Origin of the sequence: Streptococcus sp. 27098_8_91 (assembly GCF_041432385.1) — a bacterium.
In the GTDB taxonomy this organism is placed as follows: domain Bacteria; phylum Bacillota; class Bacilli; order Lactobacillales; family Streptococcaceae; genus Streptococcus.
Genome location: NZ_JAPVZN010000005.1, coordinates 55,922 through 68,646, shown reverse-complemented (window position 1 = coordinate 68,646; position 12,725 = coordinate 55,922). Strand labels below are relative to the sequence as shown.

Sequence of the window (12,725 nt, the reverse complement as noted above, 5' to 3'; positions counted from 1 at the left end):
AGCATATGGCAAAAAAAATTCAAAAAGAAAAAATTGATAATGTTGGCATACACTCCTTCAGCAAAAAAGCAGATATCTTCTTTAGTATCATTTCTGGTTTGCTGGCCTTCTCTTGTATCTTGCCTTTCATCTTTGTCATCATTATCTCAATTACAGATGAGAAGAGTATCGTTCAATATGGATATAGCTTCTTCCCATCACAATTTGGATTAGATGGTTTTGAGTTTTTGGCTCAGTTCAAAGATAAGATTTTACAAGCGCTCTTTATCTCAGTATTTGTGACAGTTGTCGGTACATTGACAAACGTCTTCATCACGACAACTTACGCTTACGCCATCTCACGTTCAACATTTAAGTATCGTAAATTCTTTACAATCTTCGCTCTTCTTAGTATGTTGTTCAATGCTGGTTTGGTACCAGGCTATATCGTGGTGACTCAATTGCTTCACCTTGGTGATACTATTTGGGCCTTGATTGTTCCAATGCTTCTATCACCATTTAATATCATGTTGATGCGTTCCTTCTTCAAGAAAACCATCCCAGAAGCAATCCTCGAATCAGCTCGTATCGATGGAGCTAGTGAAGCTCGTATCTTCTTCCAAATCTGTTTGCCACTGTCACTACCAGGTATCGCAACGATTACACTATTGACAGCGCTTGGATTCTGGAATGACTGGTTTAACGCCCTTCTTTACATCAAGAGTGATAACTTGTATCCATTGCAATATTTGCTCATGCAAATTCAAAACAACATGGATTACATTGCTAAGTCAGTTGGTATGTCAGGACAGCTTGCAGTTGCCCTACCAAAAGAAACAGGTCGTATGGCCATGGTCGTTGTTGCGACTGTTCCAATTGCGATCCTCTACCCATTCTTCCAACGTTACTTTGTAAAAGGTTTGACTATCGGTGGTGTTAAAGAGTAAGGAAGTCTAAGAAACATTGTTTCTTCTCTAACTCTGATTTTTCTGACAAAGGAAAATCAACAATTTAATTTTGTTAATAACTTTAAAAATAAAAAAAGGAGTTTTTATAATGAAAAACTGGAAAAAATATGCGTTTGCATCTGCTAGCCTTGTCGCTTTAGCTGCTAGCCTTGCAGCTTGTGGAAACCTTAAAGGAAACAACCAAAAAGCTGCTGACTCTGCTTCAGGTGACAAACCTGTTATCAAATTGTACCAAATCGGTGACAAACCAGATAACTTGGATGAATTGCTAGAAAATGCAAACAAAATTATCGGAGAAAAAGTTGGTGCTAAATTGGATATCCAATATCTTGGATGGGGTGACTATGATAAGAAAATGTCAGTTATCACATCATCTGGTGAAAACTATGATATCGCCTTTGCATCTAACTATGTTGTAAATGCTCAAAAAGGTGCTTATGCTGACTTGACAGAATTGTACAAGAAAGAAGGAGCTGACCTTTACAAAGCACTTGACCCAGCTTACATCAAAGGTAACACTGTAAACGGTAAGATCTATGCAGTTCCAGTTGCAGCCAACGTTGCATCTTCACAAAACTTTGCCTTCAACGGCCCACTTCTTGAGAAATATGGAATCGATATCTCAGGTGTAACTTCATATGAAACACTTGAACCAGTATTGAAACAAATCAAAGAAAAAGCTCCAGATGTAATGCCATTCGCTGTTGGTAAAAACTTTATCCCATCAGAAAACTTTGACTACCCAGTTGCAAACGGACTTCCATTTGTCATCGACCTTGAAGGTGACACTACTAAGATCGTAAACCGTTACGAAGTTCCTCGTTTCGTAGAACACTTGAAGACTCTTCACAAATTCTATGAAGCAGGATACATTCCAAAAGACGTAGCAACAAGCGAAACTTCATATGACCTTACTCAAGATACTTGGCTTGTTCGCGAAGAAACAGTAGGACCAGCTGACTACGGTAGCAGCTTGCTTTCTCGTGTTGCTAACAGAGACATCCAAATCAAACCATTTACTAACTTCATCAAGAAAAACCAAACAACTCAAGTTGCAAACTTTGTAATCTCAAACAACTCTAAGAACAAAGAAAAAGCAATGGAAGTGTTGAACCTTTTGAACACTAACCCAGAACTCTTGAACGGACTTGTTTATGGACCAGAAGGCAAGAACTGGGAAAAAGTTGCAGGTAAAGAAAACCGTGTTAAAGTCCTTGATGGATACAAAGGAAACACTCACATGTCAGGATGGAACACTGGTAACAACTGGATCCTTTACATCAACGAAAACGTTACAGATGAGCAAATTGCACAATCTAAGAAAGACTTGGAAACTGCAAAAGAATCTCCAGCGCTTGGATTCATCTTTAACACTGACAACGTGAAATCTGAAATCTCAGCTATCACTAACACTATGCAACAATTCGATACAGCTATCAACACTGGTACTGTAGACCCAGAAAAAGCTATTCCAGAATTGATGGAAAAACTTAAATCTGAAGGTGCTTACCAAAAAGTATTGGATGAAATGCAAAAACAATACGACGAATTCTTGAAAAGCAAAAAATCATAAGAATAATTGATTTCGTGTATTCATTCCTAAAAAGAGCGATCACTGCCTTATCTGGTTTTTCCGGATGAGGTGGTGATTCTTTTTATAATAAATGCATATAATTATCTGCATTTTGTTCAGAGTTTTGCTCTAACAGTTAACATTGGTTATAGACATATGAAAAAATACTATCCTCTTTTCAAAATCAGTGCAATCTTATCCTACTTATTTTTCGTATATGGGCTTTCTCAGTTGACTCTTGTTATCCAAAACTATTGGAAATTTTCTTCTCAGATTGGCAATTTTTTCTGGATCCGAAACCTTATCAGTCTTGTCTTTATTAGCATCATGATAGGGATTTTAATCAAGACAGGCCATGGTTATCTTTTTGTCATTCCTAAGAAAAATGGTTGTGGTATGGACTACTAACAGTTCTTGTAGCTGTACTCCTTATAACTTTTAATTTCCAAACAGCTAGACATGTACAATCAACTTCTGAAGGTTGGGCTGTGTTGATTGGCTATAGCGGGACAAATTTTGCTGAGTTGGGTCTCTACTTGACCTGATTCTTCCTTCGGTTTTATTTGCTCTTCCTCACTTTTCAAGCTTTCCCAATTTCCTAGATATTCTTGTTTTTTCGTCATTTGGAGTGTTTTGTGCGGGTTTAACTCGCTATACAAAGAGTATCTATCCTGGTTATATCGTTCATGTTATCAATAATATTGTCGCAACCTTACCATTTTTGGTAACCTTTCTTCATCGAATATTCAGCTAAGACCTGTTTTCAGGTCTTGTTTTCATTTTTCGGTCAAATAAATTGCATTCGCTTTCTTGAGGGAGTATACTGGTATAGTTGAATGAAAAATTCTGATAATTTAATCTTAGAAAAGAGAATCAATCTTATGTCAAAAGATATTCGAGTTTTACTTTACTATAAATATGTCCCAATCGAGAACGCAGAACAATTTGCTGCAGACCACTTGGCTTTCTGTAAGTCAATCGGCCTCAAAGGTCGTATCCTAGTCGCTGACGAAGGGATTAACGGAACCGTTTCTGGTGACTACGAAACAACCCAAAAATACATGGACTATGTTCACAGCCTTCCAGGTATGGAAGACCTCTGGTTCAAGATTGACGAAGAAAGTGAGCAAGCCTTCAAGAAGATGTTTGTTCGCTACAAGAAAGAGATTGTCCACCTTGGCTTAGAGGATGATAACTTTGACAACGACATCGACCCACTTGAAACAACAGGTGCTTACTTGTCTCCAAAAGAATTCAAAGAAGCCCTCCTAGACGAAGATACAGTTGTCCTTGATACTCGTAATGACTATGAGTACGACCTTGGACACTTCCGTGGGGCTATCCGTCCAGACATCCGCAACTTCCGTGAATTACCACAATGGGTTCGTGATAACAAGGAAAAATTCATGGACAAGCGTGTCGTAGTTTACTGTACAGGTGGAGTCCGCTGTGAGAAATTCTCAGGTTGGATGGTCCGTGAAGGCTACAAAGATGTCGGTCAATTGCATGGAGGAATTGCGACTTACGGGAAAGATCCAGAAGTTCAAGGGGAACTTTGGGATGGGAAAATGTATGTCTTTGACGAGCGTATTGCAGTCGATGTCAACCATGTCAATCCAACCATTGTAGGGAAAGATTGGTTTGATGGAACACCATGTGAACGCTATGTCAACTGTGGAAATCAATTCTGTAACCGTCGTATCTTGGCATCAGAAGACAACGAAGATAAATATCTCCGTGGCTGCTCACACGAGTGCCGTGTTCATCCACGCAATCGTTATGTTTTAGAGCATGAATTGACACAAGATCAAGTCATCGAGCGTTTAGCAGCGATTGGTGAGAACTTGGATCATTCTGAAGTTGTATAAAAGTAGGACAGTCCTGACGGGCTGTTTTTCTATGCTTTTGACCAAAAAATCTTAAATTTGTTTCTGCATCTTTCAGGAAAATGGTGTATACTATATGTAAACGATTTCAAAGGAGACCATTTATGGTGAAAACATTTTTTATTCCAAATAAACAAAGTATTTTAGGACAACAGGAGATTCTTACAGCCAAATCAATTTTAGGTTTAGTAGAAGGCTTAGAGTCGCATAGTTATGATGCTGTTTACCTCCGTCAACCCCTCAATCGTCTTGAGTATATCGAGTGCGGCATCGTAGGACAGTCTCAATTTCTCTTTAAAGTTCGATATGCAGATGCTCAAAAAGGCTACCAAGTAATCATTCCTGACTTGATTACAAGAGCGGATTGGGAAATTGTCGAGTCTCTCTTGCAAGCCTTGTCTAGCAAGGTTGGTGAAGCAGTTGAAGGCTTGGCAGACTTTGACTTGGAAAACTATTTCCAAGAAACTGTTAAAAACTATCTAGCTGATAAGGATGCTCATTTGGCCTTCTGCCAAGGAATTCTATCAACTATTTACTTTGATAAGAAGGATTTAGAAAGCTTCTTGGAAGAAGATGGAGTAGCACGTTTTGAAGCATTAGTCAAAAAGGTTCAAGAGTCAGATGCCTACCCTGCAAGTGCAAAATTCTACCCAGATAGTGAGGGTAAGGTTCATGGCATCTATCACCTGGCTCAGGGGGTTAAGACGATTTTGCCGAAAGGTCCTGTTGTTCCCGTGCCTTATGTTGAGCAGTTGGCTGGTAAGGACCTTGTCTGGGAGATTGATTTGGTAAAAATCTCTGGAGACGGTTCTAAGCCTGAAGACTATGAAGCAGTAGCTAGACTGGATTATCAAGCCTTTTTAGAAGCTCTTCCAAAGGAACTTTGTCAGGATTTGGATGCCAACCAAGTAGAGGTAGGACCAGTTTTAGGGGAAGATTTTGAAGCATTAGTAAATAGATAAAAAAGAAATTTGGGGTAAAAGTCCAAATATAAAGTTAAAAAGCGGACAAGATTAGTTTTCTGATTATCAGAATTCTGTCTTGTTCGCTTTTTTGTTTCTAAAATTTTATAGTAATGATCCTCTAAAGCTAATATCTTTCTATCTCGCTACCTTTATCTTACATAAAAGCTAGGATTCGGAGATAGTCAGAAATCAGTGCCATTTCTGCTAGGAAAAAGAGAAATAGGACGCTTCCGTTGACGAGGACTGCGAAGAGAAGACGGTAGAAAGGATCAGTTTTACTATCCTTACTCGGTCTTGAGATGATGTAGAGGTTGCCAAGTAGGACCATACCTAGACTAATGAGGCTGAGAAGAGCTGCAAAGCGTAGGCCGTTAAAGAAGGCAAAGAAGCTAGCGACTCCTGTGAGTAGGATAGGAAGGGCGAAGAGCCTACTGTACTCTTGAAAGGCTCTTTCCAGTGTCCAATCGCTGTCCTGATCTACAAAACGTTTGACTACGAATCCACCCATAAGGATAGAAAAGAAGAAGAGACTTGTCGCTACTAAAATAGAGAAGACAGAAAAGAGATTGAGAGATGGGAATTGTTCTACGAAGTTGGCATCGATGCTTGCCATGCGACCATAGTAGCTATGTTTGGCGTGGTAAACAGTAAAGAGAAAACTCGTAGCAGAAAAGAGGGTCAGTAGCACAAAGGCGGTGTAACTATTTTTTTTATCTGTGTCAAAACGAGCTGTTGGCTCTTTAAGAGCACCTTGTAACCAGACCCAAAAATCAGCCAATTCTTCTTTGAAGATTGCAGTTTTTGTAGGTGCAGAGTCTGGTAAAAATGGGCTTTCCAAAGATTTGCTGGTTAAAGGTTTGCTTGTCTGAGAAACTTCTTTAACAGGTTCTTCTGACTTATCTGTTTTTGTTGCCAGTTCTTCTTCAGCTTCTTGTTCAGCCTCTACTTTCTCTAGGTCAGCTTCTTGTTCTTCAGGGTTGGCTTGAAGGCTTTCTTCAACCACTGGCAACTCTTCTTTTTCTTTTAGTTCTTCCTCGGAAATGACTGGATCAGATGGACTTTCTTTTTTATCATTGATGGCTGTTTTATCGAAATCAGCACTTTCAAACCATTCTTGAGTCATGATGAGACCTCCCTTTTGATTAGTAACTTTTTATTCATGATGTCTATAAGAAGGCGAGCGAACATCCTCTTTTGGTAGATTGATGTCTTGACCAGCTTTTGCGACAAGTAAATCTTGCGTATCTTTTTTCTCTGATTTGTAAGGATTAGAGAACTCTTCATCTTCCTTGTTTTCCTCGTTTGGATTATATCCTTCCCGACTACGATGATAGATGGAACCATGGTCAGAAGAAAGTTCTACATTAATTCTCTCAAGTTCTTTTTTAGCTAGTTTGATGACTATATCTTTTTCTGACTCTAGCTCTACCTTACCATGTACTTGAATATCCTCAGCAGAGATATGTTCATGGTCTGCTTGGATGCGGCTATCTGTTAGACTGGTTTCAAATACATTGACAATTCCAGTTGTGATCAGTTGGCTATTTTTAATCTCGCTATCAGTGATACGAAGAAGATAGCCATTTGACAGAATCTTGGCATTGCTGAGTTTTGCATTAGCAATTGAAAGGATACGATGGTTTACCTGGGCAGTTAGATTTTTTAAGTATTTTCCTCTTGGTAATGAGAGAACAACTTCATCATTGCGGCTAGAAATTCCGCTTGCGATAAAGAGGATACCTTCGATACTAGAACCTATAGAGCGACGTGTAGTTGATTTGGTATCAGTTATTTCAAGACTTTTCTCTTTGATAGAGTGTTGAAGATTTTCTTTTTCAGAGATGGTCGGGTGATACTGAAGGTGAATCTTATCATCGTTTGACTCCGTAATGACGAGCGAATGTTCTTTCAGTGAGATGTTAAGGTTTTCGATATCTTGATCAAAAACGAGTTCTTCCATTCGACTTTCAAATACTGGATTTTGAGACATTGCAAGGAGGCTTCTGACTCCGTCTGTTTGGATGCCGATGATCATCATGGAAAAACCGATGATACTGGTAACAACACCAAAGATAAGAAATCCTTTTGTCCATTTACGCATATCTTTCACCTCTCTTTCCTCTATTAAGAATCCATTGGATAAGTCGAAGGACTAGTAATCCAAAGAAACGTGCTACATAGGAAGTCGCTAGTAAGACTAGAGACGAAGCTCCGATCGCTAGTAAACCTCCACCAAAAATTAGTACAAAAGCAGATGTCGATTCAGCCAGAACGTAGAAGCTTTCAAATAGGAGAACGCCTCCTAGGATTAGTCCAGCTACTGATACAGCAAAGAAGGCTATAAGTACGCTGACAGCAGCGATAAAAATCCCGATGATAGACATGAGAAGAGCAATTCCGACCGGAATTCCGATAGGAGCTGCAAGAAGGGCTAGTAGAGCGATGCGTAAAATATGGCGGTCGTTCTTGCTGGAATTTTCTTCGTTGATTTTCTTATCAAGAAGTGTAGTCAGGACATCATGGGCAGCTTCTTTTGGACTTCCCAGGCTAGCGATAAGTTCCTCCTCACCCTCTGGACCCGCATCATCAAAGAGTTCTTTGAAGTAATCCATGGCTTCAATGCGATCAGATTGAGGAAGCTTCATCAGATAGGCTTCAAGCTGATTCAAATATTCAGTTCTTGTCATGGCGAATGCTCCCTTCTATGATGCCATTGATAGTGTCAGTGTAGAGTGTCCATTCTTCTCTGAGTACAAATAGTTGCTCCTCCCCAATCTCTGTCAAGGAGTAGTACTTCCGCATCCGACCTTGGTATTCGCGAGAGTATGTAGTCAGATAGCGGTTGGTATCCAGTTTTTTCAAGATGGGGTAGAGGGTAGATTCCTTGATTTTGGCAATGAGTTTAATGGTTTGGCTAATCTCATAACCATAGGAATCCCCTTGTTCTAGGATGGCCAAGATGAGAAATTCAATCAAAGCCGCTGATGTTGGAAAATACATGGGGCACCTCCTTTTTTAGTATGTAAAAATTTTATATATAATTATTCTACACATACATCATACATCTATTTGTAAGCCCTGTCAATTAATATGTGTAAAATTTTTATATATAAAAAATCTCCTAGTAAAAACTAGAAGATTAGAGGATTTTCTCTGCTCGATCCACCATAAAGAGGGCGATTGTCATGATGATATCAATTACTAGAAGAATCAGTACCGCTGGAACACAAGACTGGAACATGTTAAAACTGTAACCAAAGAGAGTTGGTCCAAAGGCGGCTAGAATGTAACCACCAGTCTGGGCAAACCCAGATAATTGGGCTGTCTTTTCAGGAGAGCTGGTTTTGATGGAGAAACAAACCATGAGGTAAGGGAAAAGAGCGCTACAAGCAGTACCAATCAAGAGATGGGCTACTAACCAGTAAAGGAAACTATTGCTTGGGTATAAAAGCATGGCAATTCCTACCATACCAGCCAGAGAGATGACTGTTAACATGATTTGACGGTGACGATTGGACAAACGAGTTGTGAGACTTGGAATGGTCATCGAGAAGGGGATACTAATCAGTGAAAAGATAGAAGCCAGAAGACCAGCGTCCGTATGAGCTAGCCCTGCACTGATGGCCATGGTTGGTAACCAGGTCATACTGGTATAGAAGAGTAAGGACTGTAGTCCACCGAAGACAATAATAGCCCAAACTTGCTTGCTTTTTAGGATATTCTCTTTTTCTTTTTTCTCTTCATGCCTTTCTAGGAAATGATTGTGGCCATGGTTGGGGAACCAGACAAATAAGGTTAGTAGGCAGACCAAGGATAGGCAGAGAATCAAGCCCTTCCAAGATGTTGCCTGAGTAATGGGGACAGATAGATAAGAGGCTAGTGCTGTCGCGATTCCCATAGTCGTCACATAAACCGTTGTCAGGAAGCTAATCTTTTGTGGGTAGTTTGCCTGAATCAGGCTAGGAAGAAGTACGTTAAAAATAGCGATACTTGCTCCGATGAGTAAGGTTCCCAGATAGAGAAGGGGGAGATTGAAGATACGAATCACTGAACCCACAGTCAAGACGATAAGACTATAGGTGAAAAGGTGCTCGAGTCCAATTTTTTGAGCCAAACGAGTCGCAAAAGAGGAGAAGAGGGCAAACATCAAGAGAGGGAGACTGGTCAAAACACCAAGTGAACTAACTTCCACGCCTAAACCTTGGGCAATATCTCCTAAAATAGTCGGTAAGGCCGTAAAAGGAGCTCTTAAGACCGCTCCGATTAAGATAATTCCTAGAATAAAAAAGAGTGATCGTTTGTTCATGTGCACCTCAATAAACTGATTTTGATAACAGCTTATTTTAAGGCTTTTTCCCATAGATGTCAAGATGGTGTGAGAAACTCCGCTCCTTAGTTGAGCGAAATCATGGGTAAAAAGAAGGAGAGATTTACTAGTTTTTTTCTGGGATTCAAATAAAAATAGGAAAGTCAGGAAATTTGTGATAAAATAGTGAAAGAAAATATATACATTGGAGAAAAACTGTGTCTGAAAATAGGAAATTTAGCGTCTTGATGTCAGTCTACATCAAAGAAAATCCTGTCTTTTTAGAAGAGGCTGTAAAAAGTATCTTACATCAAACGCTCAAACCTAGTGAAGTGGTTATCGTTGAAGACGGTCCACTGACACCTGAACTATATCAAGTGTTGGAAAAATTGGCAGCACAGTCAAGTATTCCAATCAAACGTTGTCCACTGGAGCAAAACCGTGGCCTAGGCCTGGCACTACAGTATGGTGTTTTGCAGTGCCAGTATGACATCATTGCCCGTATGGATACGGATGATATTGCTGTTGAAGATCGTTTTGAACAGCAGTTTGACTTGATGGAAAAGGAAAACTTGGCTCTACTAGGCGGCCATATCGCAGAATTCATCGATCAACCTGATGAAATTGTTTCTTACCGTCGTGTGCCGACTAAGCACGAAGAGATTATCGCCTACCAACGTATGAGAAGTGCCTTTAATCATATGACGGTTATGTTTAAAAAAGAGATGGTTCTCAAGGCAGGTAACTACGAAGATGGGCTCTATATGGAAGACGATTTGCTCTGGCTTAATATGATTAGCGCTGGAGCTCGAACTGGGAATGTGGATCAGATTCTTTGTAAGGTGCGCGTGGGAGCGGGGATGTTTGAACGCCGTGGTGGCCTTCGCTATCTCAAACTCTATCGCCAGGCACGAAAGAGAATGCACGAGCGTGGACAGATTTCTTACGGTGAATATCTGAAAAGTGTCTTAATCCAAGTTGTTGTTGCCCTCTGCCCAGGATTTGTCCGACAGTTTATATTTTTAAAACTATTGAGAAAAAGTAAATAGCTAATCAGTTTGAAAAAAACGTCTTGTAATTACTAGAAAATGTGATTTTGTGTAGGAGGATACCATTCACATGAATAAAAAAATGACAGATTATGTAATTGATCTGGTTGAAGTATTAAATAAACAACAGAAACAAGTCTTTTGGGGGATTTTTGATGCTGCCAGCATGATTTCCTCAATCATTGTTTCTTATATCTTGTTTTATGGATTGATCAATCCAGCTCCTGTGGACTATGTCATCTATACAAGCTTGACCTTCCTTTTCTATCAAATCATGATTGGATTCTGGGGGCTCAATGCTAGCATTAGTCGCTATAGCAAAATCACAGACTTTATGAAGATATTCATCGGAGTAACTGTCAGCAGTGTCTTGTCTTATCTTCTTTGCTATGCCTTCTTGCCACTTTTCTCAGTGCGTTTCATCGTTCTCTTTATCTTGCTCAGCACCTTCTTGATCTTGCTCCCACGTATTACTTGGCAGTTGATCTATTCAAGACGTAAAAAGAGTGATGGAGAAGGGGAACACCGTCGTACCTTCTTGATTGGTGCAGGAGACGGTGGAGCTCTCTTTATGAACAGCTACCAACATCCTACGAGTGATCTTGAGTTAGTGGGTATTTTGGACAATGATGAAAAGAAAAAAGGCCAAAAACTAGGTGGAATCCCAGTCTTAGGATCTTATGAACAGTTACCAGAACTCTCAAAACGTCATCAGATTGAAAAAGTTATCGTTGCGATTCCTTCTCTCGATCCATCAGAGTATGAGCGTATCCTAAAAATGTGTAACCAACTTGGCTTGAAGTGTTATAAGATGCCCAAGATTGAGTCAGTTGTACAAGGATTGCATCCTCAGGTAGGTGGTTTCCAAAAAATCGATATTACGGACCTTTTGGGACGTAAAGAAATTCAACTAGATGAGTCACGCCTAGGCTCAGAAATTACTGGAAAAACTATCTTAGTGACAGGTGCAGGAGGTTCTATCGGGTCTGAGATTTGCCGTCAGGTTAGTCGCTTTAATCCAGAGCGCGTGGTTCTCTTGGGTCATGGGGAAAACTCCATTTATCTGATCTATCATGAATTGATTCGTAGCTTCCAAGGAATTGACTATGTTCCTGTGATTGCAGACATCCAAGACTACGATCGCTTGCTTCAAGTATTTGAGCAGTACCAACCAGCCATTGTTTACCACGCTGCTGCCCATAAGCACGTGCCAATGATGGAACGTAATCCAAAAGAAGCCTTTAAAAATAATATCCTCGGAACTTATAATGTTGCCAAGGCAGTTGATGCTGCTAAGGTACCGAAGATGGTTATGATTTCGACCGATAAGGCCGTTAATCCACCAAACGTAATGGGAGCTACTAAACGTGTGGCAGAGTTGATTGTTACAGGATTCAATCAACGTAGTCAGTCTACCTATTGTGCGGTTCGTTTTGGGAATGTTCTTGGTAGCCGTGGTAGTGTGATTCCAGTCTTTGAGCGTCAGATTGCAGAGGGTGGTCCAGTGACTGTGACGGACTTCCGTATGACTCGTTACTTTATGACCATTCCAGAAGCTAGTCGTTTGGTGATCCATGCAGGAGCTTATGCCAAAGATGGAGAAGTCTTTATCCTTGATATGGGCAAACCAGTTAAGATTTATGATTTGGCCAAGAAAATGGTTCTTCTCAGCGGACGTACTGAAAATGAAATTCCGATTGTAGAAGTGGGGATTCGTCCAGGTGAGAAACTCTATGAGGAGTTGTTGGTATCTACTGAATTAGTTGATAATCAAGTCATGGATAAGATTTTTGTTGGTAAGGTTAATGTCATGCCACTTGAAGTCATCAATCAAAAAATTGAAGAATTCCGTGCTTTGCAAGGTTCAGAGTTGAAGCAAGCTATTATCGGTTTTGCTAACGAAACAACTCACACTGATTAAAAACAAAACTAAGGTATTATCCCTGGAACTCTTTTTGACAGGAGGGAAGGGATAGTATCTTTTTTTCTAGATTTGGAG

General features: G+C 40.0%; 11 protein-coding genes and 1 pseudogene. 7 read left to right on the top strand and 5 right to left on the bottom strand.

The genetic code is table 11. From position 1 onward, the window contains the following. Nucleotides 1-5: 5 nt before the first annotated feature. From O3611_RS05915 to O3611_RS05895, 5 genes and pseudogenes are all read left to right on the top strand, one after another. Entirely contained in the window at nucleotides 6-926 is a 921-nt protein-coding gene (locus O3611_RS05915; protein WP_001074703.1) for a carbohydrate ABC transporter permease, read from the top strand. Nucleotides 927-1,035: 109 nt separating this feature from the next. Further along, nucleotides 1,036-2,520: an ABC transporter substrate-binding protein gene (locus tag O3611_RS05910; RefSeq protein ID WP_371608078.1), complete on the top strand. Its 1,485-nt coding sequence runs from the start codon at nucleotides 1,036-1,038 to the stop codon at nucleotides 2,518-2,520. A 156-nt stretch (nucleotides 2,521-2,676) separates the two neighbouring features. Next, a pseudogene (locus O3611_RS05905) lies at nucleotides 2,677-3,274 on the top strand (type II CAAX prenyl endopeptidase Rce1 family protein). 127 nt (nucleotides 3,275-3,401) lie between these two features. Further along, complete coding sequence (locus O3611_RS05900) at nucleotides 3,402-4,388, top strand: rhodanese-related sulfurtransferase (protein ID WP_371608077.1); 987 nt, start codon at nucleotides 3,402-3,404, stop codon at nucleotides 4,386-4,388. A gap of 122 nt (nucleotides 4,389-4,510) precedes the next feature. Continuing rightward, nucleotides 4,511-5,368, top strand: a complete 858-nt coding sequence (locus O3611_RS05895) for a DUF4299 family protein (RefSeq protein WP_371608076.1) — start codon at nucleotides 4,511-4,513, stop codon at nucleotides 5,366-5,368. Between the two features lie 157 nt (nucleotides 5,369-5,525). On the opposite strand, the gene O3611_RS05890 is transcribed toward O3611_RS05895, so the two are convergent. The 5 genes from O3611_RS05890 to O3611_RS05870 all read right to left on the bottom strand — a co-directional run bounded on the left by O3611_RS05890 (nucleotide 5,526) and on the right by O3611_RS05870 (nucleotide 9,677). After that, complete coding sequence (locus tag O3611_RS05890) at nucleotides 5,526-6,494, bottom strand: DUF6574 domain-containing protein (RefSeq protein ID WP_371608075.1); 969 nt, start codon at nucleotides 6,492-6,494, stop codon at nucleotides 5,526-5,528. Between the two features lie 30 nt (nucleotides 6,495-6,524). Next, a complete protein-coding gene (locus tag O3611_RS05885) occupies nucleotides 6,525-7,472 on the bottom strand; it encodes a DUF4097 family beta strand repeat-containing protein (protein WP_371608074.1) in 948 nt (315 codons plus the stop codon). Beyond that, nucleotides 7,465-8,058 carry a DUF1700 domain-containing protein gene (locus O3611_RS05880; RefSeq protein WP_371608073.1) on the bottom strand — a complete coding sequence of 198 codons (594 nt, stop codon included), beginning with the start codon at nucleotides 8,056-8,058 and terminating at the stop codon, nucleotides 7,465-7,467. The genes O3611_RS05885 and O3611_RS05880 overlap by 8 nt, the downstream gene beginning before the upstream one ends. Next, nucleotides 8,045-8,371, bottom strand: coding sequence for a PadR family transcriptional regulator (locus O3611_RS05875; RefSeq protein WP_006149048.1), 327 nt, complete (start codon nucleotides 8,369-8,371; stop codon nucleotides 8,045-8,047). Before O3611_RS05875 ends, O3611_RS05880 begins: the two co-directional genes overlap by 14 nt. 139 nt (nucleotides 8,372-8,510) lie before the next feature. Beyond that, nucleotides 8,511-9,677, bottom strand: a complete 1,167-nt coding sequence (locus O3611_RS05870) for a CynX/NimT family MFS transporter (protein ID WP_371608072.1) — start codon at nucleotides 9,675-9,677, stop codon at nucleotides 8,511-8,513. Between the two features lie 248 nt (nucleotides 9,678-9,925). Between O3611_RS05870 and O3611_RS05865 the strand changes: the two genes are divergently transcribed. Both O3611_RS05865 and O3611_RS05860 read left to right on the top strand, forming a co-directional pair. Continuing rightward, a complete protein-coding gene (locus O3611_RS05865; protein ID WP_371608071.1) occupies nucleotides 9,926-10,726 on the top strand; it encodes a glycosyltransferase in 801 nt (266 codons plus the stop codon). A gap of 70 nt (nucleotides 10,727-10,796) precedes the next feature. Next, complete coding sequence (locus O3611_RS05860; protein WP_371608070.1) at nucleotides 10,797-12,647, top strand: polysaccharide biosynthesis protein; 1,851 nt, start codon at nucleotides 10,797-10,799, stop codon at nucleotides 12,645-12,647. Nucleotides 12,648-12,725: the final 78 nt, after the last annotated feature.

Bases quoted from the DNA above. Each gene is read 5' to 3' on its own strand.
- O3611_RS05915 (WP_001074703.1), top strand. From the start codon at position 6: ATGGCAAAAAAAATTCAAAAAGAAAAAATTGATAATGTTGGCATACAC.
- O3611_RS05910 (WP_371608078.1), top strand. From the start codon at position 1,036: ATGAAAAACTGGAAAAAATATGCGTTTGCATCTGCTAGCCTTGTCGCT.
- O3611_RS05900 (WP_371608077.1), top strand. From the start codon at position 3,402: ATGTCAAAAGATATTCGAGTTTTACTTTACTATAAATATGTCCCAATC.
- O3611_RS05895 (WP_371608076.1), top strand. From the start codon at position 4,511: ATGGTGAAAACATTTTTTATTCCAAATAAACAAAGTATTTTAGGACAA.
- O3611_RS05890 (WP_371608075.1), bottom strand. From the start codon at position 6,494: ATGACTCAAGAATGGTTTGAAAGTGCTGATTTCGATAAAACAGCCATC.
- O3611_RS05885 (WP_371608074.1), bottom strand. From the start codon at position 7,472: ATGCGTAAATGGACAAAAGGATTTCTTATCTTTGGTGTTGTTACCAGT.
- O3611_RS05880 (WP_371608073.1), bottom strand. From the start codon at position 8,058: ATGACAAGAACTGAATATTTGAATCAGCTTGAAGCCTATCTGATGAAG.
- O3611_RS05875 (WP_006149048.1), bottom strand. From the start codon at position 8,371: ATGTATTTTCCAACATCAGCGGCTTTGATTGAATTTCTCATCTTGGCC.
- O3611_RS05870 (WP_371608072.1), bottom strand. From the start codon at position 9,677: ATGAACAAACGATCACTCTTTTTTATTCTAGGAATTATCTTAATCGGA.
- O3611_RS05865 (WP_371608071.1), top strand. From the start codon at position 9,926: ATGTCAGTCTACATCAAAGAAAATCCTGTCTTTTTAGAAGAGGCTGTA.
- O3611_RS05860 (WP_371608070.1), top strand. From the start codon at position 10,797: ATGAATAAAAAAATGACAGATTATGTAATTGATCTGGTTGAAGTATTA.